This is a genomic window from Eisenbergiella massiliensis (assembly GCF_003435485.1).
Genome location: NZ_QVLV01000030.1, coordinates 44,798 through 66,230, shown reverse-complemented (window position 1 = coordinate 66,230; position 21,433 = coordinate 44,798). Strand labels below are relative to the sequence as shown.

Annotated in this window: 16 protein-coding genes and 1 other annotated feature; all 16 genes read right to left on the bottom strand. The window is 48.4% G+C overall.

What is annotated here, in order from left to right; genetic code table 11:
- Positions 1 to 95: 95 nt before the first annotated feature.
- On the bottom strand, positions 96 to 1,289 hold the full coding sequence (gene tuf / locus DXC51_RS26135; protein WP_021636847.1) for an elongation factor Tu: 1,194 nt from the start codon (positions 1,287 to 1,289) through the stop codon (positions 96 to 98).
- Between the two features lie 157 nt (positions 1,290 to 1,446).
- Positions 1,447 to 3,564 (bottom strand): elongation factor G, encoded by a 2,118-nt coding sequence (gene fusA / locus DXC51_RS26130; protein ID WP_025487438.1) that lies wholly within the window; start codon positions 3,562 to 3,564, stop codon positions 1,447 to 1,449.
- Positions 3,565 to 3,624: 60 nt separating this feature from the next.
- Positions 3,625 to 4,095 carry a 30S ribosomal protein S7 gene (gene rpsG, locus DXC51_RS26125; RefSeq protein WP_021636845.1) on the bottom strand — a complete coding sequence of 157 codons (471 nt, stop codon included), beginning with the start codon at positions 4,093 to 4,095 and terminating at the stop codon, positions 3,625 to 3,627.
- Positions 4,096 to 4,311: 216 nt separating this feature from the next.
- Positions 4,312 to 4,731, bottom strand: coding sequence for a 30S ribosomal protein S12 (rpsL, locus tag DXC51_RS26120; RefSeq protein ID WP_009256158.1), 420 nt, complete (start codon positions 4,729 to 4,731; stop codon positions 4,312 to 4,314).
- 404 nt (positions 4,732 to 5,135) lie between these two features.
- Complete coding sequence (gene rpoC / locus DXC51_RS26115) at positions 5,136 to 8,855, bottom strand: DNA-directed RNA polymerase subunit beta' (RefSeq protein ID WP_021636843.1); 3,720 nt, start codon at positions 8,853 to 8,855, stop codon at positions 5,136 to 5,138.
- A gap of 77 nt (positions 8,856 to 8,932) precedes the next feature.
- Positions 8,933 to 12,793, bottom strand: coding sequence for a DNA-directed RNA polymerase subunit beta (gene rpoB / locus DXC51_RS26110; RefSeq protein WP_021636842.1), 3,861 nt, complete (start codon positions 12,791 to 12,793; stop codon positions 8,933 to 8,935).
- Between the two features lie 349 nt (positions 12,794 to 13,142).
- Positions 13,143 to 13,520 (bottom strand): 50S ribosomal protein L7/L12, encoded by a 378-nt coding sequence (gene rplL, locus DXC51_RS26105; protein WP_021636840.1) that lies wholly within the window; start codon positions 13,518 to 13,520, stop codon positions 13,143 to 13,145.
- Positions 13,521 to 13,575: 55 nt separating this feature from the next.
- Positions 13,576 to 14,142 (bottom strand): 50S ribosomal protein L10, encoded by a 567-nt coding sequence (gene rplJ, locus DXC51_RS26100; RefSeq protein WP_021636839.1) that lies wholly within the window; start codon positions 14,140 to 14,142, stop codon positions 13,576 to 13,578.
- Positions 14,143 to 14,226: 84 nt separating this feature from the next.
- Positions 14,227 to 14,375, bottom strand: a sequence feature (ribosomal protein L10 leader region).
- A 102-nt stretch (positions 14,376 to 14,477) separates the two neighbouring features.
- Entirely contained in the window at positions 14,478 to 16,328 is a 1,851-nt protein-coding gene (locus tag DXC51_RS26095) for a YcxB family protein (protein ID WP_117545724.1), read from the bottom strand.
- 20 nt (positions 16,329 to 16,348) lie between these two features.
- The gene (locus DXC51_RS26090; protein WP_147332408.1) at positions 16,349 to 17,479 is read right to left on the bottom strand and encodes a DUF6709 family protein; all 1,131 of its coding nucleotides are present in this window, start codon (positions 17,477 to 17,479) and stop codon (positions 16,349 to 16,351) included.
- 19 nt (positions 17,480 to 17,498) lie between these two features.
- Positions 17,499 to 18,824 (bottom strand): CapA family protein, encoded by a 1,326-nt coding sequence (locus DXC51_RS26085; RefSeq protein WP_243003277.1) that lies wholly within the window; start codon positions 18,822 to 18,824, stop codon positions 17,499 to 17,501.
- Between the two features lie 123 nt (positions 18,825 to 18,947).
- The gene (gene rplA, locus DXC51_RS26080; RefSeq protein ID WP_021636834.1) at positions 18,948 to 19,637 is read right to left on the bottom strand and encodes a 50S ribosomal protein L1; all 690 of its coding nucleotides are present in this window, start codon (positions 19,635 to 19,637) and stop codon (positions 18,948 to 18,950) included.
- A gap of 89 nt (positions 19,638 to 19,726) precedes the next feature.
- Complete coding sequence (gene rplK / locus DXC51_RS26075; RefSeq protein ID WP_021636833.1) at positions 19,727 to 20,152, bottom strand: 50S ribosomal protein L11; 426 nt, start codon at positions 20,150 to 20,152, stop codon at positions 19,727 to 19,729.
- A 145-nt stretch (positions 20,153 to 20,297) separates the two neighbouring features.
- Positions 20,298 to 20,816, bottom strand: a complete 519-nt coding sequence (gene nusG, locus DXC51_RS26070; RefSeq protein ID WP_021636831.1) for a transcription termination/antitermination protein NusG — start codon at positions 20,814 to 20,816, stop codon at positions 20,298 to 20,300.
- Positions 20,817 to 20,831: 15 nt separating this feature from the next.
- The gene (gene secE / locus DXC51_RS26065) at positions 20,832 to 21,038 is read right to left on the bottom strand and encodes a preprotein translocase subunit SecE (protein ID WP_021636830.1); all 207 of its coding nucleotides are present in this window, start codon (positions 21,036 to 21,038) and stop codon (positions 20,832 to 20,834) included.
- 29 nt (positions 21,039 to 21,067) lie between these two features.
- A complete protein-coding gene (gene rpmG / locus DXC51_RS26060; RefSeq protein WP_009256180.1) occupies positions 21,068 to 21,217 on the bottom strand; it encodes a 50S ribosomal protein L33 in 150 nt (49 codons plus the stop codon).
- Positions 21,218 to 21,433: the final 216 nt, after the last annotated feature.

The window sequence follows — 21,433 nt, the reverse complement described above, 5'->3', positions numbered from 1 at the left end:
CGGGACTTACACCCGTTAGAGCGCGCCCATGGCGCGCAAACAAAGAAAAGGGCTCTCCGAAAATCGGAAAGCCCTTAAAAATCTAAAAATACTAATTACTCGATGATGGTAGCAACACGGCCTGATCCTACAGTACGTCCACCTTCACGGATAGCGAAAGTAAGACCCTGCTCCATAGCGATAGGATGAATCAGTTCGATGCTCATTTCTACGTTATCACCAGGCATGCACATCTCTACACCTTCAGGAAGGTTGCAGACACCTGTTACATCAGTTGTTCTGAAGTAGAACTGAGGTCTGTAGTTGTTGAAGAAAGGAGTATGACGTCCACCTTCATCTTTGGTCAGAACGTATACCTGAGCGGTAAACTTTCTGTGGCAGGTAACTGTGCCGGGTTTTGCAAGAACCTGTCCTCTTTCGATTTCAGTTCTCTGAACACCACGAAGCAGTGCGCCGATGTTATCACCAGCCTGAGCTTCATCCAGCATCTTACGGAACATTTCGATACCGGTAACAACAGTCTTCTTGGTCTCTTCTTTGATACCAACGATTTCAACTTCTTCATTCAGATGAAGTGTTCCACGCTCTACTCTACCGGTTGCAACAGTACCACGGCCGGTAATTGTGAATACGTCTTCTACAGGCATAAGGAAAGGCTTGTCTGTGTCACGCTGAGGATCCGGAATATAAGAGTCAACAGCTGCCATCAGCTCAAGGATCTTATCGCCCCATTCGCTCTGAGGATCTTCCAGAGCTTTCAGAGCGGAACCCTGGATAATCGGAGTGTCATCTCCGGGGAATTCATACTCGTTCAGCAGGTCTCTGATTTCCATTTCAACCAGCTCAAGCAGTTCCGGATCGTCTACCATATCACATTTGTTCATGAATACAACGATATAAGGAACGCCTACCTGACGGGACAGCAGGATGTGTTCTTTGGTCTGAGCCATAACACCATCGGTAGCTGCAACAACCAGGATAGCACCATCCATCTGAGCTGCACCAGTGATCATGTTCTTTACATAGTCAGCATGGCCAGGGCAGTCAACGTGTGCGTAATGTCTGTTTTCTGTTTCATACTCTACGTGAGCTGTGGAAATGGTGATACCACGTTCTCTTTCTTCCGGAGCCTTGTCGATCATATCGAAAGCTACAGCTTCACCAGTTCCAAGTCTTGTATTCAGAGTCTTGGTAATAGCTGCTGTCAGAGTTGTTTTACCATGGTCAACGTGGCCAATGGTACCAATGTTACAATGCGGCTTTTTTCTTTCAAATTTAGCTTTAGCCATTTTTGATAATCCTCCTTAAAATCAATAGAAATCAATTGTTTCTTTTTCTAATCGGCTAATTCTGATTATATTAGATTATACCGATATTTTCAAGCTTTATTTAGCTTATTTTGCCTTTGCAGCAAGTACTTTTTACACAGGAAAAAGTTCACTACTTTTATTTTGCCTTTGCAGCAAGCACTTTTTCCTGTACGTTCTTCGGTACCTGCTCATATTTCTCAAAGAACATGGAATAGTTGCCACGTCCCTGAGTCTTGGAACGCAGGTCTGTGGAATAACCGAACATCTCAGCAAGCGGTACATATGCTCTTACCAGCTTGCCTCCGCCGATGTCATCCATACCTTCGATACGTCCGCGGCGGGAGTTGATATCACCGATAACATCACCCATATAGTCTTCAGGCATGGTAACTTCAACCTTCATGATAGGCTCAAGCAGTACCGGGTTAGCCTTGGACATAGCATCCTTGAATGCCAGGGATCCGGCAATGTGGAATGCCATTTCGGAAGAGTCAACTTCATGGTAGGAACCATCGTATACGGTAGCGTGAACACCCAGTACAGGGAATCCGCCGAGGATACCGGCCTTGGATGCTTCCTCAATACCTTCACCAACTGCCGGGATATATTCCTTAGGAATAGAACCGCCGACAACTGCGGTATCGAACTTGAATGTCTCTTCGCCGTTAGGATCCATGGGCTCGAACTTAACCTTACAATGTCCGTACTGTCCACGTCCACCGGACTGTTTTGCGTATTTGCTGTCAACATCAACAGGCTTGGTAAAGGTTTCTTTGTATGCAACCTGAGGTGCACCAACGTTTGCTTCCACCTTGAACTCACGCAGAAGTCTGTCTACGATAATTTCCAGATGGAGCTCGCCCATACCAGCGATAATTGTCTGTCCTGTTTCCTGATCCGTATGGGCACGGAAGGTCGGGTCTTCTTCTGCCAGTTTGGAAAGAGCTTCACCCAGTTTACCCTGGCCTGCTTTGGTCTTGGGCTCAATAGCAAGCTCAATAACCGGTTCAGGGAATTCCATGGATTCCAGAATTACCGGATGCTGATCGTCACAGATGGTATCACCGGTTGTGGTGAACTTAAAGCCAACTGCTGCAGCGATATCGCCGGCAAATACCTTATCCAACTCCTGTCTCTTGTTAGCATGCATCTGCAGGATACGTCCAACACGTTCCTTCTTATCCTTTGTTGCATTCAGCACATAAGAACCGGAGTTCATAGTTCCAGAATACACACGGAAGAATGCAAGCTTACCAACAAACGGGTCAGCCATAATCTTGAATGCCAGAGCGGAAAAAGGTTCCTCGTCAGAAGAATGTCTTTCCACTTCGTTTCCATCCAGATCAGTTCCCTTAATAGAAGGGATGTCCGTAGGAGAAGGCATATACTCAAGCACTGCATCCAGAAGCTTCTGTACACCCTTGTTCCTGTATGCGGAACCGCAGCAAACCGGGATAGCTGCACATTCGCATGTAGCTTTTCTCAGAACTGCCTTAAGTTCTTCAACAGAAGGTTCTTCCCCTTCCAGATACATCATCATTAAATCATCATCTAATTCACAGATTTTCTCGATCAGCTCTGAACGATACAGCTCTGCATCATCCTGCATATCCCCAAGATCTTCTGTTACTGTAATATCTTCGCCCTTATCGTCGTTAAAGATATAGGCTTTCATTTCAAACAGGTCGATGATTCCCTTGAATTCATCTTCCTTGCCGATAGGCAGCTGCAGGATGATGGCATTCTTGCCAAGCCTTGTCCTGATCTGGTCTACGGCACCGTAAAAGTTTGCGCCAAGGATGTCCATCTTATTGATGAAGGCCATTCTCGGTACATTGTAGGTGTCTGCCTGACGCCATACGTTTTCTGACTGAGGCTCAACGCCGCCCTTCGCACAGAATACGCCGACAGCGCCATCCAGTACACGAAGAGAACGCTCAACTTCCACTGTGAAGTCAACGTGGCCGGGAGTATCGATAATATTGATACGGTACTCAGGCTCATTGGGATCAACCTTGCATTCATGATGCTTGGTCCAGTGGCATGTGGTAGCGGCTGATGTGATGGTGATACCTCTTTCCTGTTCCTGCTCCATCCAGTCCATGGTCGCAGTACCTTCATGAGTATCCCCGATCTTATAGTTAACACCGGTGTAGTACAGAATACGCTCTGTCAGAGTAGTCTTACCTGCATCGATGTGAGCCATAATACCAATGTTTCTGGTTCTCTCTAATGGATATTCTCTTCCAGCCAAAGGTTTTTCCTCCTTAATTTTGTATCCCGGGCCTAAGCCACAAGGACGCGCCCACCCAGATTAAAATCTGTAGTGAGAGAACGCCTTGTTTGCTTCTGCCATTTTGTGCATGTCTTCTTTTCTTTTAACTGCGGATCCGGTGTTATTGGATGCGTCAAGAATTTCGTTTGCCAGTCTTTCTTCCATGGTCTTCTCGCCTCTCTTGCGTGAGAAGGTTACAAGCCATCTTAAGCCCAGCGCCTGGCGTCTGTCAGGTCTTACTTCGATAGGCACCTGATAGGTAGCACCACCGATACGCCTAGCCTTTACTTCGAGAACAGGCATGATATTGTTCATCGCTTCCTCGAATACTTCAAGAGCCGGCTTTCCAGCCTTTGCTTCAACTCTGTTGAACGCACCATATACAATCTTCTGGGCAACGCCTCTCTTACCATCCAGCATGATGTTGTTGATAAGTTTGGTGACTACCTTGTCGTTGTATAAGGGGTCCGCCAGTACGTCTCTTTTCTGAATATGTCCTTTACGTGGCACGGTTCTTCCCTCCTTAATTATAATCTGTAATTAAATCATCGGTACTCACATGTGTCTGATACACGGCCGCATGCGGCCGGGCAAACGTCTGTCCGGAAACAAAACGTTACTAATTACACCCAATGTGTTCGTGCGGTCTATCTGTTCGCTTAGAAAGTGAAAATCAGAATCCCAACACTAAATTAGTTCTTTCTGTGGTACATGGAAAATAATGAATTATTTTCCTGCCTTAGGTCTCTTAGCACCGTATTTGGAACGGGCCTGACGTCTGTTTGCAACGCCTGCGGTATCCAGTGTACCTCTGATGATGTGGTATCTGGTACCGGGAAGGTCCTTAACACGGCCGCCTCTGATCAGAACAACGCTGTGTTCCTGCAGATTGTGTCCTTCACCGGGAATGTAGCTTGTTACTTCGATTCCGTTGGAAAGACGAACTCTGGCGATCTTTCTAAGAGCTGAGTTAGGTTTCTTAGGAGTAGCTGTCTTAACAGCGGTGCAGACACCTCTCTTCTGAGGAGCGGAAGCATCCGTAGCTTTCTTGTGAAGGGAGTTGTATCCTTTCTGGAGAGCCGGTGCGGTAGACTTCTTTACAGATGTCTGACGTCCTTTTCTGACTAACTGGTTAAATGTTGGCATTCTTTTTCACCTCCTGCGGTATAGGTTAATGTGTCGTTATATGCATGCATAAGAAAAAAATGCATTCAAATGCACGCTAGAATAGTATACGTGCTTCAGAATGCATTGTCAATAGATTTTCTTTAAATTTACAGGTATTTTATGGTAAATGAGCGACTTTTACACCTAATTCTCAAAAATCTTACGCAAACGTGCCTCCTTCACTTTCTTACGGTCAGCACGAAGCGCTGTCCTGCGCAGCCAATAGCGCGGATCTGACTGGACTGTAACAATCTGCTAGCTTTTCATTTCCTGAGGAATAACACGCGTCGCTGTAAACGCCAGACAGGCATGGAAAATTCTCCATGCCTGTCTGGGTACGTTTACATTATAAATGAGACAGCTTCTCATTCTTAATCAGCTAATTACTCATTATCCTCTGCAACAGAAACTGCCAGATCCTCATCTTCATCGATTTCTTCCGTTTCTTCTGCAGTTATGATATCCTCTTCCTCATCCGGAAGGACGTCTTCCTCCACGCCTTCGTCAAAATCGAATTCATCGTCCATATCCAGCATGTCATTCAGCGTGTCGTCGGTGCTCAGATGCACGTCGCGGTAGCGCTTCATACCGGTTCCGGCAGGAATCAGCTTACCGATAATTACGTTTTCCTTCAGACCGATCAGAGGGTCAACCTTTCCTTTGATTGCAGCTTCGGTAAGAACCTTGGTAGTTTCCTGGAAGGATGCTGCCGACAGGAAGGAGTTGGTTGCAAGAGCCGCCTTGGTAATACCAAGAAGAATCTGCTTGCCGTCCGCCGGCTGTCTGCCAGCTGCTACAAGTTCTTCATTCAGGTCTTCGTAATCCAGAGCATCAACAAGTGTGCCGGGCAGATATTCGGTATCACCGCTGTCTTCCACACGCACCTTCTTCAGCATCTGACGAACGATAACCTCGATATGCTTATCGCTGATATCAACACCCTGGAGGCGGTATACACGCTGTACTTCACGGAGCATGTAATCCTGTACTGCACGGATACCCTTGATCTTCAACAGATCGTGGGGGTTAACGCTACCTTCGGTCAGTTCATCACCAGCCTCAAGTATCTGGCCATCCATAACCTTGATTCTGGAACCGTAAGGGATCAGATAGGCTTTGGATTCGCCTGTTTCACTGTTGGTTATGATAACTTCACGTTTTTTCTTTGTATCCTTAATGGCCGCCACACCGCCGAACTCTGCGATAATCGCAAGTCCCTTGGGCTTTCTGGCCTCAAAAAGCTCCTCGACACGGGGAAGACCCTGTGTGATATCGTCACCGGCAACACCGCCCGTATGGAAGGTACGCATGGTCAGCTGGGTACCGGGCTCACCAATTGACTGTGCAGCGATGATTCCGACTGCTTCACCAACCTGCACCGCTTCACCGGTAGCCATGTTGGCTCCGTAGCACTTGGCGCAGATTCCGTTTCTGGAACGGCAGCTTAATATAGTACGGATTTTCACGCTTTCCACAGGTTCACCCTTATCATTTACGCCAACGCTGAGAATTCTCTCCGCACGGCTGGGAGTGATCATGTGGTTCTTCTTAACAATGACATTACCATCGCGATCCTTGATTTCCTCACAGGAAACCCTGCCGGTAATTCTGTCCTTCAGGCCTTCGATGGTTTCTTTTCCATCCATGAAAGCCTTAACTTCCATGCCTGGAATTTCCGGTCTGTCTTCACAGCAGTCCAGTTCACGGATAATCAGCTCCTGTGATACGTCAACCATACGTCTGGTCAGGTATCCGGAGTCAGCGGTACGCAGAGCTGTATCGGACAGACCCTTACGTGCGCCGTGCGCGGACATGAAGTATTCCAGTACGTCCAGACCTTCACGGAAGTTTGATTTGATGGGCAGCTCGATGGTACGGCCGGTTGTATCGGCCATCAGTCCACGCATACCTGCCAGCTGCTTGATCTGCTGGTTGGAACCACGGGCACCTGAGTCGGCCATCATGAAAATATTGTTATATTTATCCAGTCCTGCAAGCAGAACGTCCGTCAGCTCTTTATCCGTCTCATTCCAGGTCTCCACAACCGCACGGTAACGCTCTTCCTCTGTGATAAGGCCGCGGCGGAAGTTCTGTGAAATACGGTCAACGGTAGCCTGCGCTTCTGCCAGCATTTCCGGCTTCTTTTCAGGAACGGTCATGTCAGAAATGGAAACCGTCATGGCTGCCCTTGTAGAATATTTGTAGCCGGTTGCCTTGATATCATCCAGCACCTCAGCCATTCTGGAGGAACCATGGATATTGATAACCTTTTCCAGAATCTGCTTCAGCCCCTTCTTGCTTACATGGAAGTCAACCTCCAGCTTCAGGGCATTTTCCGGAACGCTTCTGTCCACAAAGCCCAGATCCTGAGGAAGGACTTCATTGAAAATAAAACGGCCCAGCGTAGATTCTACGATATCAGACATTTCAGTGCCGTCAGGCATCTGCTTTGTAATTTTAACTTTAATTCTTGAATGCAGGGTCAGCGCCTGGTTTTCATAAGCCAGAATTGCTTCATTCAGACTCTTAAAGCACTTTCCTTCGCCCTTGGCTCCGGGTCTTTCCTGTGTCAGGTAATAGATACCAAGTACCATATCCTGGGAAGGAACGGCAACAGGGCCGCCATCGGAGGGCTTCAGCAGGTTATTGGGTGAAAGAAGCATAAAACGGCACTCTGCCTGCGCCTCCACGGAAAGAGGAAGATGCACAGCCATCTGGTCACCGTCGAAGTCCGCATTGAAAGCCGTACAAACAAGCGGATGCAGCTTGATAGCCTTACCTTCCACCAGGATGGGTTCAAATGCCTGAATACCCAGTCTGTGCAGTGTAGGGGCGCGGTTCAGCATAACGGGATGCTCTTTGATAACATCCTCCAGAACGTCCCATACCTGAGAATCCAGTCTTTCCACCAGCTTCTTGGCATTTTTAATATTCTGGGAAATGCCTCTGGCCACCAGTTCCTTCATAACGAAGGGCTTAAACAGCTCGATTGCCATCTCCTTAGGCAGACCGCACTGATAAATTTTCAGTTCGGGACCTACGACGATAACGCTTCGTCCTGAATAGTCAACACGCTTGCCCAACAGGTTCTGACGGAAACGGCCGGACTTACCTTTAAGCATGTCGGAAAGGGATTTGAGTGCCCTGTTTCCGGGTCCTGTTACCGGACGTCCCCTTCTGCCGTTGTCAATCAGGGCATCAACGGCTTCCTGAAGCATTCTCTTTTCATTACGGACGATAATATCCGGAGCGCCAAGCTCCAGCAGTCTTTTCAGACGGTTATTTCTGTTGATAATCCTGCGGTACAGGTCGTTTAAGTCGGAGGTCGCAAAACGTCCGCCGTCCAGCTGTACCATAGGACGAAGATCCGGAGGAATTACCGGGATGGCATCCAGAATCATCCACTCCGGACGGTTGCCGGATTCGCGGAAAGCTTCCACAACCTCAAGACGCTTGATTATTCTCGCACGCTTCTGGCCGGTAGACTCATTCAGCCCTGTTTTCAGTTCTTCGGATTCTTTTTCAAGGTCAATGGCTTCCAGCAGCTCTTTGATGGACTCGGCGCCCATGCCCGCCCGGAACTTATTTCCCCAGGTTTCCCTTGCGTCCTGGTATTCCTTTTCGGAAAGCACCTGCTTGTATTCCAGGTTGCTTTCGCCGCGGTCAAGTACGATATAGGAAGCAAAATAAAGTACCTTTTCCAGCACTCTGGGGGAAAGATCCAGAATCAGTCCCATACGGCTGGGGATACCTTTAAAATACCAGATATGGGAAACCGGCGCAGCCAGTTCGATATGTCCCATACGCTCACGGCGGACGCTGGACTTGGTAACCTCAACACCGCATCTGTCGCAGACAACACCTTTGTATCTGATTTTCTTGTATTTACCGCAGTGACATTCCCAGTCCTTGGTAGGCCCGAAAATACGTTCACAGAACAGGCCGTCTCTTTCCGGCTTCAGCGTTCTGTAATTGATGGTTTCGGGCTTCTGTACCTCACCTCTGGACCAGTCCCTGATCTTTTCAGGAGAAGCCAGGCCGATTTTGATGGCATCGAACGTCATCGGCTGATATACTTCATTTTTTGTAGTTGTTTCAGACATTGTGCACTCCTTCCAAAACTATTCCGGATGAACGAGCCTGCCCTGCGCAGGCCGTTCATTTTCCATACAGATGCAGATTATTCCTCGATTTCCTCGAAATTCTCATCTATATCGAATTCCAGGTCATCTTCAGGCTCCTCTTCTTCAGCAGTCACCAGTTCTCCGCTCTTATCGTCGAATTCCTGATGCTGGTAACCGAGTTCGCCAAGAGAATCTTTTTCATACTTCTCATAACCTTTGGAGTCACCTTCGATTTCGTAGCGGTAATCCGTATCACCGTAGTCCACCGTTTCCATGATTTCCACTTCCGTATTGTCCTCACGCAGAACCTTAACATCCAGCGCAAGAGACTGCAGCTCCTTCAGCAGAACCTTGAAGGATTCCGGAATGCCGGGCTCAGGGATATTTTCACCCTTGATAATGGCTTCGTAAGTCTTCACACGTCCCACGACATCGTCGGACTTCACTGTCAGGATTTCCTGCAGAGTGTAAGCAGCGCCGTATGCTTCCAGCGCCCAAACTTCCATTTCCCCGAAACGCTGGCCGCCGAACTGCGCTTTACCGCCCAGAGGCTGCTGTGTTACAAGGGAATAAGGGCCGGTGGAACGCGCATGGATCTTATCGTCTACCAGATGGTGCAGCTTCAGGTAATGCATGTGTCCGATTGTTACCGGGCTGTCGAAATACTCTCCGGTACGGCCGTCACGAAGCCTTACCTTTCCGTCCCTGCTGATGGGCACGCCCTTCCAGAGTTCTCTGTGATCTCTGTTCAGAGACAGGTACTGGAATACTTCAGGACGCAGCTCATCTTTATGCTTTGCTTCAAATTCTTCCCATTCCAGGTTCACGTAATCGTTTGCCAGGTCAAGGGTATCCATAATATCATTTTCATTGGCGCCGTCAAATACCGGTGTTGCCACGTTAAAGCCCAGGGCCTTGGCTGCCAGGGACAGATGGATTTCCAGTACCTGTCCGATATTCATACGGGAAGGCACGCCCAGAGGATTCAGTACGATATCAAGCGGGCGTCCGTTGGGCAGGTAAGGCATATCCTCCACGGGAAGCACACGGGAAACAACACCCTTGTTGCCGTGACGGCCTGCCATCTTGTCACCTACGGAAATCTTTCTCTTCTGTGCGATGTAAATACGCACTGCCTGATTCACACCGGGAGAAAGCTCATCGCCATTTTCCCTCGTAAATACCTTGGCATCCACAATGATGCCGTATTCACCGTGAGGCACCTTCAGGGACGTATCCCTTACTTCTCTTGCCTTCTCACCGAAAATGGCACGCAGAAGCCTTTCTTCAGCCGTCAGTTCGGTTTCTCCCTTGGGAGTTACCTTGCCCACAAGGATATCGCCTGCACGGACCTCTGCACCGATGCGGATAATTCCTCTGTCGTCCAGATCCTTCAGGGCTTCATCACCAACGCCGGGAACGTCTCTTGTGATTTCTTCCGGCCCCAGCTTTGTGTCTCTGGCTTCCGCTTCGTATTCTTCAATATGGACGGAGGTATATACATCCTCCTGTACCAGTCTCTCACTTAAAAGAACAGCATCCTCGTAATTGTAACCTTCCCAGGTCATGAAACCGATGAGAGGGTTCTTGCCCAGCGCCAGCTCGCCTTCTGAAGTGGAAGGGCCGTCTGCGATTACCTGGCCCGCGGAAACATGGTTGCCCTTGAATACGATGGGCCTCTGGTTGTAGCAGTTGCTCTGGTTGCTTCGTGAAAACTTTGTAAGATGGTATTCAACCTTCTCACCGTCATCACAGGTCATCTTGATCAGGTTGGAGGATACATAGTCGATAATACCGGGCTTTCTGGCAACAACGCAGACACCTGAGTCAACGGCTGCCTTCACTTCCATACCGGTTCCTACCGCCGGCGCTTCCGTGGTGAGCAGCGGCACCGCCTGACGCTGCATGTTGGATCCCATCAGCGCACGGTTGGCATCGTCGTTTTCCAGGAAAGGAATGAGGGCTGTAGCTACGGAGAACACCATCTTGGGAGATACATCCATGTAATCAAACATGGTCTTGGGATATTCCTGCGTCTCTTCACGGTAACGGCCGGATACGGTATTTCTTACGAAATGCCCTTCCGCATCCAGAGCCTCGTTCGCCTGTGCCACATGGTAATTATCTTCTTCATCAGCTGTCATATAGACAACATCCTCGGTAACCCTGGGATTCATCGGGTCCGTTTTATCAATCTTACGGTAGGGTGCTTCCACGAAACCGTATTCGTTAATTCTTGCATAACATGCCAGAGAGTTGATCAGACCGATATTGGGTCCTTCAGGCGTCTCGATAGGGCACATCCTTCCGTAATGGGAGTAATGTACGTCACGTACCTCGAATCCGGCACGGTCACGGCTCAAACCGCCGGGTCCCAATGCGGACAGACGTCTCTTATGGGTCAGCTCGCCCAGCGGGTTGTTCTGATCCATGAACTGGGACAGCTGGGAGGAACCGAAGAATTCCTTCACGGCAGCCTGTACCGGTTTAATGTTGATCAGAACCTGCGGAGAAATTTCTTCCGCATCATGCGTGGTCATTCTTTCACGGACCACTCTTTCCATTCTGGACAGACCGATACGGTACTGGTTCTGGAGCAGCTCGCCCACAGCCCTGATACGCCTGTTGCCCAGATGGTCGATATCGTCATCGTTGCCGATGCCGTATTCCAGATGGATGTTATAGTTAATGGAAGCGATGATATCTTCCTTCGTAATATGCTTCGGGATCAGCTCATGGATGTTCTTCCGGATGGCCTCTGCCAGCTCTTCCGGATCCGCAGAATACTCTTCCAGGATCTGCGCCAGGACAGGATAATATACCAGCTCGGTAACGCCCAGTTCTTTTGGATCACAGTCCACATAATGTGTGATGTCAACCATCATGCTGGAGAGCACCTTTACATTGCGCTCCTCTGTCTCAATATATACAAAAGGAACCGCACTGTTCTGGATGGTGTCCGCCAGTTCAGCCGTCACCTTGGTTCCCGCTGCGGCAAGAAGCTCCCCTGTTGTGGTGTCAATCACATCCTCAGCCAGGATATGGCCGCGGATTCTGTTTCTGAGCATCAGCTTCTTGTTGAATTTATATCTGCCGACTTTCGCCAAATCATATCTTCTGGGGTCGAAGAACATGGCATTGATTAAGCTCTCCGCGCTTTCCACGCTGAGAGGCTCGCCGGGACGTATTTTCTTATATAACTCTAACAGACCCTCCTGATAGTTCTCAGCAGTGTCCTTGGCAAAACTCGCTTCAATCTTGGGTTCATCACCAAACAGTTCTCTGATTTCATCATTGGTACCGACACCCAGCGCACGAATCAGAACCGTGATCGGGACTTTCCTCGTCCTGTCCACACGAACGTAGAAAACGTCGTTGGAATCCGTCTCGTATTCCAGCCACGCACCACGGTTGGGGATCACCGTACAGCTGTAAAGCCTCTTACCGATCTTATCATGGCCGATTCCATAATAAATACCGGGGGAACGAACAAGCTGGCTGACGATAACACGTTCTGCGCCGTTAATAACGAAGGTTCCTGTCTCAGTCATCAAGGGCAGATCGCCCATGAAGATTTCATGCTCTGTAATCTCTTCTTTTTCTTTATTGTAAAGACGTACCTTAACCTTTAAGGGGGCCGCAAATGTGGCGTCTCTTTCCTTACATTTCTCGATAGAATACTTCACATCGTCTTCGCACAGTTCGAAATCCACGAATTCCAGGCTTAAATGGCCACTGTAATCTTCTATTGGAGAGATATCGTCAAAGACCTCTTTCAGGCCTTCATCGAGGAACCACTGATAGGAATTCTTCTGAACTTCAATCAGGTTCGGCATCTCCAAAACTTCCTTCTGCCGTGAATAACTCATACGCATGTTCTTGCCGGTGGCAATTGGACGTATTCTGTTCTTTTCCATTGACATTTCACCCCGTTCTTATGATTTGTTTGCCATTCGTTCCCAAGGAGGCACTTCTTTACCGCAGAAAAACCTGATGTCACACCCTCTGAATGGCAAACGAATAGGCGGCCGCAGGCAGTAATGTAACCCGCCAACAGGCAGCTTGATATTAGTTTATCGGTTTTACGCACAAAAATAGCATAACTTACCACAATAGTGCACCATCCATTCTACTACAAGAAAAAAGGGAAGTCAACCAAAATTTTTGTAATATTGTGGATAAATAAAAAGAAACCTCTGCCGTGCTGGCATAAAGCAGCAGGCAAAGGTTCCTGACAAGTCATTTCGTTTTCGAAAGATACTCCGATTATTTAAGAGTAACTTTAGCGCCTTCAGCTTCCAGTTTAGCTTTGATGTCATCAGCATCCTGCTTGGAAGCAGCTTCCTTAACAACCTTGGGAGCGCCGTCAACAACGTCCTTAGCTTCTTTCAGGCCAAGACCGGTTACTTCACGAACAACTTTGATAACCTTAACCTTGTTAGGGCCAACTTCTGTCAGCTCTACGTCGAATTCTGTCTTCTCTTCAGCTGCTTCAGCTGCGCCGGCACCTGCTGCTGCAACTACAACGCCTGCTGCTGCGGATACACCGAATTCTTCTTCACATGCTTTTACAAGATCATTTAATTCTAATACGGATAATTCTTTGATTGCATCAATAATTTCCTGAGTGGATAATTTAGCCATTTTATTTTACCTCCATTTAATTTGTTTAAAATTGATTTATCTGCTAATGTACTGATTATTCAGCAGTTTCAGGTGCAGCTTCTGCTGCGGGTGCCTCTGCTGCTTCTTCCTGTGCTGCGGGTGCTTCGCATGCTCCGGCGCCGCCTTTTTCAGCCAGCTGCTTCATAACGCGTGCAAAGTTGGTAATAGGAGACTGGATGCTTCCAAGCAGTTTGGAGAGCAGTTCGTCTCTGGAAGGAATCAGGGAGATTTCCGCCATTCCCTTCGCATCATACATAGTGCCTTCTACTACGCCGGCTTTGATTTCAAGCTTGTTTGCAGTCTTTGCGAATTTAGCAAGTTCTCTGGCGGGTGCGGTAGCATCCGTGTTGGAAATTGCAATTGCGCTGGGTCCTTCCAGGAAAGGTGCCAGTGCCTCAAAGTCTGTTCCCTTGAAAGCAAAGTTCATCATTGTGTTCTTGTAAACTTTGTAGTTGATTCCCGCTTCACGAAGCTGTTTACGAAGAGCGGTATCCTGTTCTACGGTAAGTCCGCGGTAGTCAACCAGTACGACTGACTGCGCATCCTTAATCGCTTCGGAAATCTCTGCAACTACAGGTGCTTTAAGTTCAACCTTTGCCATTTCTTTACCTCCTTATAGATTTTTCTGAAAACAAATTCAGTGCCGAAAAGGAGTTTACGCCGGTACCGTCAGCCTGAGCTGCAGCCGGATATAAAAAAACCTCTCTGCGAAGACACAGAGAGGATAAGTTACGGATAAACCGTTACAATCGTCAACTCTTTTCCTCGGCAGGCGCTGTTTTCTTATACCGGAATACCGGTACCTGCTGTCTTCGGCATGGCCGCTTGCGACCTTTCTCAGACTATCACATGCTGTAATGTTTGTCAACATTTTTTTGTGTTTTATATTTACACTTTTTTTGAATGCATTGATTGTGCTTTATTTTTCCATCTGCTTCATACAACAGGGGCCTCAGGCATAAGGCCTGTGGCTTTTTCAAAAGCCTGCGCCCATTCGGCAGTGCGGTAAAATACAAGCGCTCCCTGCCCGTTATCCCCGATAACATAAAAACGCTCCGCCGCATCCGTCTGTTCCAGCAACCCGTTGAATACCCCAAGGATATCCGGATCGATCCAGTCATACTCCACATCCATATCCCAGGAGCAGCTACGCCCTTTCCACAGAAGCTTAACCGTTATGCTTCCGCTGCCGGCTTCCCAATCCATATTTTCGGTATCCTCCGAGATCTCCGTCACATCCTCCAGCGGGCTGTCCCCGGCAAGCGCCAGCATTCCCTCCAGCACCTCCGTATAATCGTTGCTGATATCCCAGCCTTCAAAATCAAACCAGAACACCTCCTCCGGATAACCGGAAATCCGGCCGTTTTCATCCCTGGAAGGCACGCCCAGCTCAGTCAGCAGCCAGGTATAGGGATAGCCTTCCACATACACACGCGTCATGTCATCCTCCATCACCCCGCGCACCCTGTCCGCCAGCTGATCCGTGATGGAAAATCCAAGGGAACGAAGCGTCTCTACCTGTCCGTCCAGCGGCACATAATCAGGATAGTCCGCAGGATCAAAGGCTTCCGTCCATTCATTATCCGCATAGGCGGCCGCTTCTTTCTGCGCTTCCGCCCGCTGTCTGTCTCTGGCAAAGCCGCTCCAGATCCCGACTGCAAACATGGCCAGCAGCACAAAGGCCAGGCCGACGTAAAAAAACCAGCCCGGCAGATATTTCATGCGTTTTGACGGCAGGCCGGCAATCCCCCTGCTTTCACAGAACCTGCACATGGCTTCCGCCTGCTGATAGCTTTGAATCCCTTCCTTCAGAATCGGTATGAACTGAACTTTATTCTTCTTAAACAGAAAAAATTCTTCATCGGTTTCCACCAGCCAGCTGAATTCCTCCCACTTAAGGAAGCTCCTGCTCCGGCCCGCCATGATCTGTATGACGCCTTCCTCCATTAAATGAAGTTCCCAGACGCCGTAAATATCGTTCTGAAGGGTACCGTTCCTCACCTGTTTGCGGATAGTTTTTTCCGGGTCCGACTTCCACCGAAACAGCATGAGGAAAACAAGCATGAGAAACAGCGCCGCCGGAAACACTGGCGTATGGTCGCCTGACCTGAAAAACCAGAATAAGCCTGCCACGGCAAATACAACGCCATATACGCCAAGAAAGGTCTTCATATTCTGCGGGAAGCCAAGCGTTCCTGAATTGATGGTCATTAAGGCATTCTTATAAATGGAAATCCACTTTTCCTCATCCACCGGAAATGTAAAGGAAAATACAGCGCCTGTCTGCGGCTGCCGCCCCATTCCGGCGCTCCAGCCTGCGGCGGGGTTTTCCGGTTTTCCGAAAAGCTCCCGGAACCGTTCCAGCTCCCCGGTGTTTTCAAACACACGCAAAGGCAGAGGATACCATACAATCTGCCTTTTCGACTGGGAATACCCCAGCATGAGAAGGTTTTTGCTTTTTACTATAATATTGATGCGGCTGCAGGGTATTTCCCCTGCGCCGCACGCACTGCTTTTCAGCAGGCCGTCCTCCACCCACAGAATCCGTTTTTCCAGGAAATGTTCCTTTTCCAGGAAGCGGCAGGTGCGAAACATATCAACTCCCAGCGCCGCCGCAAACAAAAACAGGATAACAACGCTGAAGGCCGGGCTGATAAACGCTTCCAGCACGCAAAGCAGCAGGAGAATCACCCAGATACGGCCCCGTCTGCGATATTGCTCCAGAACCGCCCGTATGGAAAATTCCTTCAGTTCTTTTTTGGTGAAACAAAAAGTATATCGGTTCATCCGGCCTCCTGTACTGTCAGTTAAAAACTGGTGTTATTCCCGAAATACGGATCTGCCTGTTCTGCGTTAATGGCAGGATTATACTTAAGATTCAGGAATTCCGTAAAATTTTTCTGGAAACTGGTTTCCAGCTCCTTGGTATAGCCCACGATCATATGCGGCTGTTCCTCGGCATAGTATTTCAGCGCCTCATGCGCTTCATCCTCAGAAAGGTTGATGGAGATCATTTTCTTTGCCATATTAAAAACGCGGAGCTGGCTGACGCTGTATTTTCCCGTCTGCTTGAAATAATAGCCCCATACCAGATCCCTGTTGGCCAGTATGTTCGCCTTGGGTCCCTCTACGTAAACCGTCCATTTTCTGCCAACCCACGCATTCTTTCCTATCGGATGGGCCTGGGCGAAATCCGCTTCAATTGCAGCCAGGGATACGGAAGGGTTATTGTGCAGGTAGGTATTGATTTTGCCCGCATACCTGTTGCTGAAAATACCAACAACATTAACGATGAAATAAATCAGAAGGAGGAACGCTGCCGCCATGCATACCCAGAAGAATACCACCGACTGTCCTCCGATTTTGGCGGTATCAATTGTATAAAGGTAAACCACGTCATAGCTGCTTTCCTCGATGCCCATCTCAGTTAATGTTTCTTTGTAATACCTCTCAAGCTGTGATTCCAGCTTCGTCCATGTACCAGTTACCTTCAGCGTTGCCGGAGGAGCCACTGTATTGGTTTCATCGCCCCAGTAATTCCAGGTATCGTCAATCAGGTCATAAAGCTCGTTTTTCTGGCTCTTTTTCATATAAATACTATAGTAATACCAGATGGAAGAATTGTTTTCATAATCATCAACCGCATTGAAAACAATATAGCTGTTTCCATCCACCGAGGTGCTTTTGGAACCGGTTTTGGTATTTGTCGTTGTGGTGGTGTGCTCCACATAATCCGTAAGGAAATTTTCCACCTCAATCGTTACGTATTTCCCCTCATACTGCTCGGGATCGGCGGTTACGTCAAGTTCGGTGGGACCGGTAATCACATCAAAAACAGCGAATTTAGTCAGGGCCAGAAGGCCGATGACAATAACGATAGATATAATAGCTCTTATCGTCAAGGATTTTCTTGACTTTTTCTTCAGTATGTCCAACATTTTCTCTTCCCTCATTTTTCTAGTTTTCCGGAACAGCAATATAGCCTTCTTCATCTATCTGCACCTTTGGTGACAGGCTGCGCATATGGCCGATGACTCTGGCTTTTTCTGTTCCCTCGTGTATTGTTGTCCTGCAGTCCTTCTGCAGAGCCGGGATAAACTGGAAGCTTTTCAGGCTGCCCGATTCCTCATCCAGGATCGCCCTTACAAGACAGGTATCCTGTGTTTTGGAGTTAAAAAGGAAATTGCCCAGGCTGTAGATAACCGGCGTATTCCCGATATAGTCTATCCCCTGAAGGACATGGGGATGGTCGCCTATAATCAAATCTGCCCCGGCAGCCGCAATCCGGGGCGCCTGTTCCTTTTGCGCCCAGTCCAGCTCGGTGGTGCTTTCCGTTCCCCAGTGAATGTAGACAACCACAAAATCGCTGTTTGCTTTTGCTTCCGAAACAGCCTGAAGCAGCATGTCCACATCCCTGCACCGGAATACACCGGGAGAGGTTTCCGTGGCCCCTTTGGTGTCGGGGTTGTCCACTCTTTCTATCTGTGTTGCGGAAAGAAAGGCAATTTTTAAATCTCCGGCGATATAGTAGACGGGCCGCACCGCCTCCGCCAGATTCCTGCCCGCCCCTGCATAGGGCATCCCGATGGACTGCAGCGTATCAAGCGTATCCGTCAGGGAAACCTCGCCGTAATCGTAGGCGTGGTTGTTGGCAAGGGACACCAGATCTGCCCCCATGTCATGCAGAAGCGACGCATGGGCCGGATCGGCCCGGAAGGTGAAAGCCTTTCCCGGGGTGGGCGCGCCTCTTTTGGTATAGGTAAATTCATTGTTCACCATGAAAATATCCGCGTCCCGCATCACTCCCAGCAGTCCGGAATCAATGCTTCCTTCAATCCCCTGTCCTCTGCTCTTCATTTTGGCCATAATGCTGTAGCCGTCATCAAACAGAATATCGCCGGCAAAAACAAGGGATACCTCGCCTTCAGCCGCAGGCGTTATGGTATAGATGTTCTGCTGTGCCATAAGCTCCGGGTTATTGAGGATATCCGCATACTTCCCCTGTTCTGTTTCTGCGGCCGCTTCCGTTTCCGCGTCATTTCCGCCGAACAGCGAGAACACTTCACCCTCCACGGTCACAGCCGCCAGAACCATTCCCCTGTTTCCCAGAAAAGCCCAGCTCACAAGCAATACCACGCTGCCCACGGCAATGGTGATGAGCATAGTCAGCAAAAAGATGCTTACTCTCCCATTCCTTCTTCTCTTTCTTTTTCCCGCCATGCCCATCACCTTCTTTCTTTTCTGCAGTACAGTCCCCCTCTGTACCTCAGTCTTTCTTTCCATGCTATTATTATCAGGGGTAAACGCCATTACGTCAAGCCTGTAAAATTCTGCCGCACATATTTCTCCAGGAACAAAAAAGCGCAGCCGTTCAATCCGGCTGCGCCTGTTTCTTCATCTATAAAATTAATATTTAGCAACAGATACCTTTACGCCAGGGCCCATTGTGGAAGCCAGGGTGATGCTTCTTAAATACTGTCCCTTCAGAGCTGAAGGTTTTGCCTTTACGATAGCATCCATAAGAGCGTTGAAGTTCTCTTCCAGCTTTTCTTCTGTGAAGGAAGCTTTTCCGATCGGCACATGAACGATGTTGGACTTATCAAGTCTGTATTCGATCTTACCGGCTTTGATATCGTTGATAGCTTTGGTAACGTCCATTGTTACGGTACCGGCCTTCGGGTTGGGCATTAAGCCTTTCGGTCCGAGAACCTTACCAAGACGTCCAACTACACCCATCATATCAGGAGTAGCTACAACAACGTCAAAATCAAGCCAGCCTTCATTCTGAATTCTGGGGATGAGCTCATCGCCGCCAACATAATCTGCGCCGGCAGCTTCTGCTTCGTTTACTTTATCTCCTTTGGCGAATACCAGAACCTTAACGGTTTTACCGGTTCCGTTAGGAAGCACAACAGCACCACGGATCTGCTGCTCAGCATGACGTCCGTCACAGCCTGTTCTGATATGAACTTCGATGGTCTCATCAAATTTGGCTGTTGCTGTTTTCTTTGCTAATGCGATGGCATCGGTGGGTTCATAAGCGGTAGCGCGGTCTACTAATTTAGCAGCTTCGCTGTATTTTTTACCATGTTTCATTTTCAATTCCTCCGTTGGTTATTAACGCAGTACTTTTGTTTTCGGCGCGGAAGGCTCCGGGCCGGAATACTGCTCCCAATTAATCAGTTTTAGTCTTCTACTACAATACCCATGCTTCTTGCCGTACCGGCGATCATGCTCATAGCTGATTCCAGAGAGGCAGCATTGAGGTCAGGCATCTTCATTTCTGCGATTTCCTTAACCTTGTCCTTGGAGATAGTTGCAACTTTGGTCTTGTTCGGCGCACCGGAACCGGACTTCAGATTGCATGCTTTCTTCAGCAGTACTGCAGCAGGCGGAGTCTTTGTTACAAAGCTGAAGCTTCTGTCTGCGTAAACAGTAATTACAACAGGGATGATTAAATCTCCCTTATCTGCTGTTCTTGCATTGAACTGCTTGGTAAATTCAACGATATTAACACCGTGCTGTCCAAGAGCAGGACCAACCGGGGGAGCTGGTGTCGCTTTACCAGCAGGAATCTGTAACTTGATGTATCCTGTAACTTTCTTTGCCATGTCAGGCACCTCCTAAATATAATGTGGTATGGCGCAGCCATAATGCACGCGTTTTAAACGCGCGGCCCGTCCCCTTCCGGGAAACCTCCGGCGGAGCCAGTGCACTGCTTCCACAGTTCAACGGATTTCTCCATTAAACGTCAGACTATTGTAATTTACGAACCTCTGCAAAGCTGATTTCCACAGGGGTTTCCCTTCCGAACAGCTCTACATTTATCGTAGCGGTCTGCTTGCCGTAGTCAATTCTCTGCACAAGCCCGACCGTATCCTTCCATGCTCCTGCAACAACGACGATGGTATCGCCCTCTGCAAAATCAATGGAAACATTCTCCGTTTTAATGCCAAGCGGCTTCATTTCCGCTTCTGTAAGCGGCACCGGTTTGCTTCCCGGTCCTACAAACCCTGTCACGCCTCTGGTATTACGTACGACATACCAGGTATCATCATTCATGACCATGTTAATCAGGACATAGCCGGGGAACATCTTCTTCTGGACTGTTTTCTTAGCTCCGTTCTTCATCTCCACAACATCCTGCATGGGGACACGGACCTCCAGAATTTCTTCTTCCAGGTGCCTGTTCTCAATTGTCTTTTCAATGTTGGCCTTTACCTTATTCTCATATCCGGAATAAGTGTGGACCACATACCAGTTTGCTTCTGCCATACGTTCACCCCACTGTTATTTTACAAGGAAATCAACTGCATACTGAAGGATCATGTCCAAAACGGCAATGATGCCTCCGAGTACAATTGAAATTCCTACAACAGCGGCGGACTGTTTCAACAGCAGTTCTCTGTCCGGCCATGTGACTTTCTTGAATTCTGCTTTCACACCATCAAAGAATTTCGGCTTGGACGTCTTTTCTTCACTTGAGGAATTTCCCATTACCTGCACCTCTCTGTCCGTCTGGCTGATTATTTGGTTTCTTTGTGCGTTGTGTGCTTCTTGCAGAATCTGCAGTACTTGCTTGTTTCCATTCTGTCAGGATGTGTCTTCTTATCCTTTGTTGTGTTGTAGTTACGCTGCTTGCACTCTGTACATGCCAATGTGATTCTTGTACGCATGGTATTCCACCTCCACCTTTTTCTCTGTTAACCTATATTGTCTCACGTAAGCTTCTCGTCTTGATTCATTCTCTGAACGCCGACAACCGCCCGTGGTCAACACCCTCACGGGCTATTGACATAACTGGTCTTTTCGGAATTTTAAGCATAAAAAAAAGACCTAAATCTCATCTCGCCTTATGACTATAGCACACAGTACCGCCGAAAGTCAAGCTT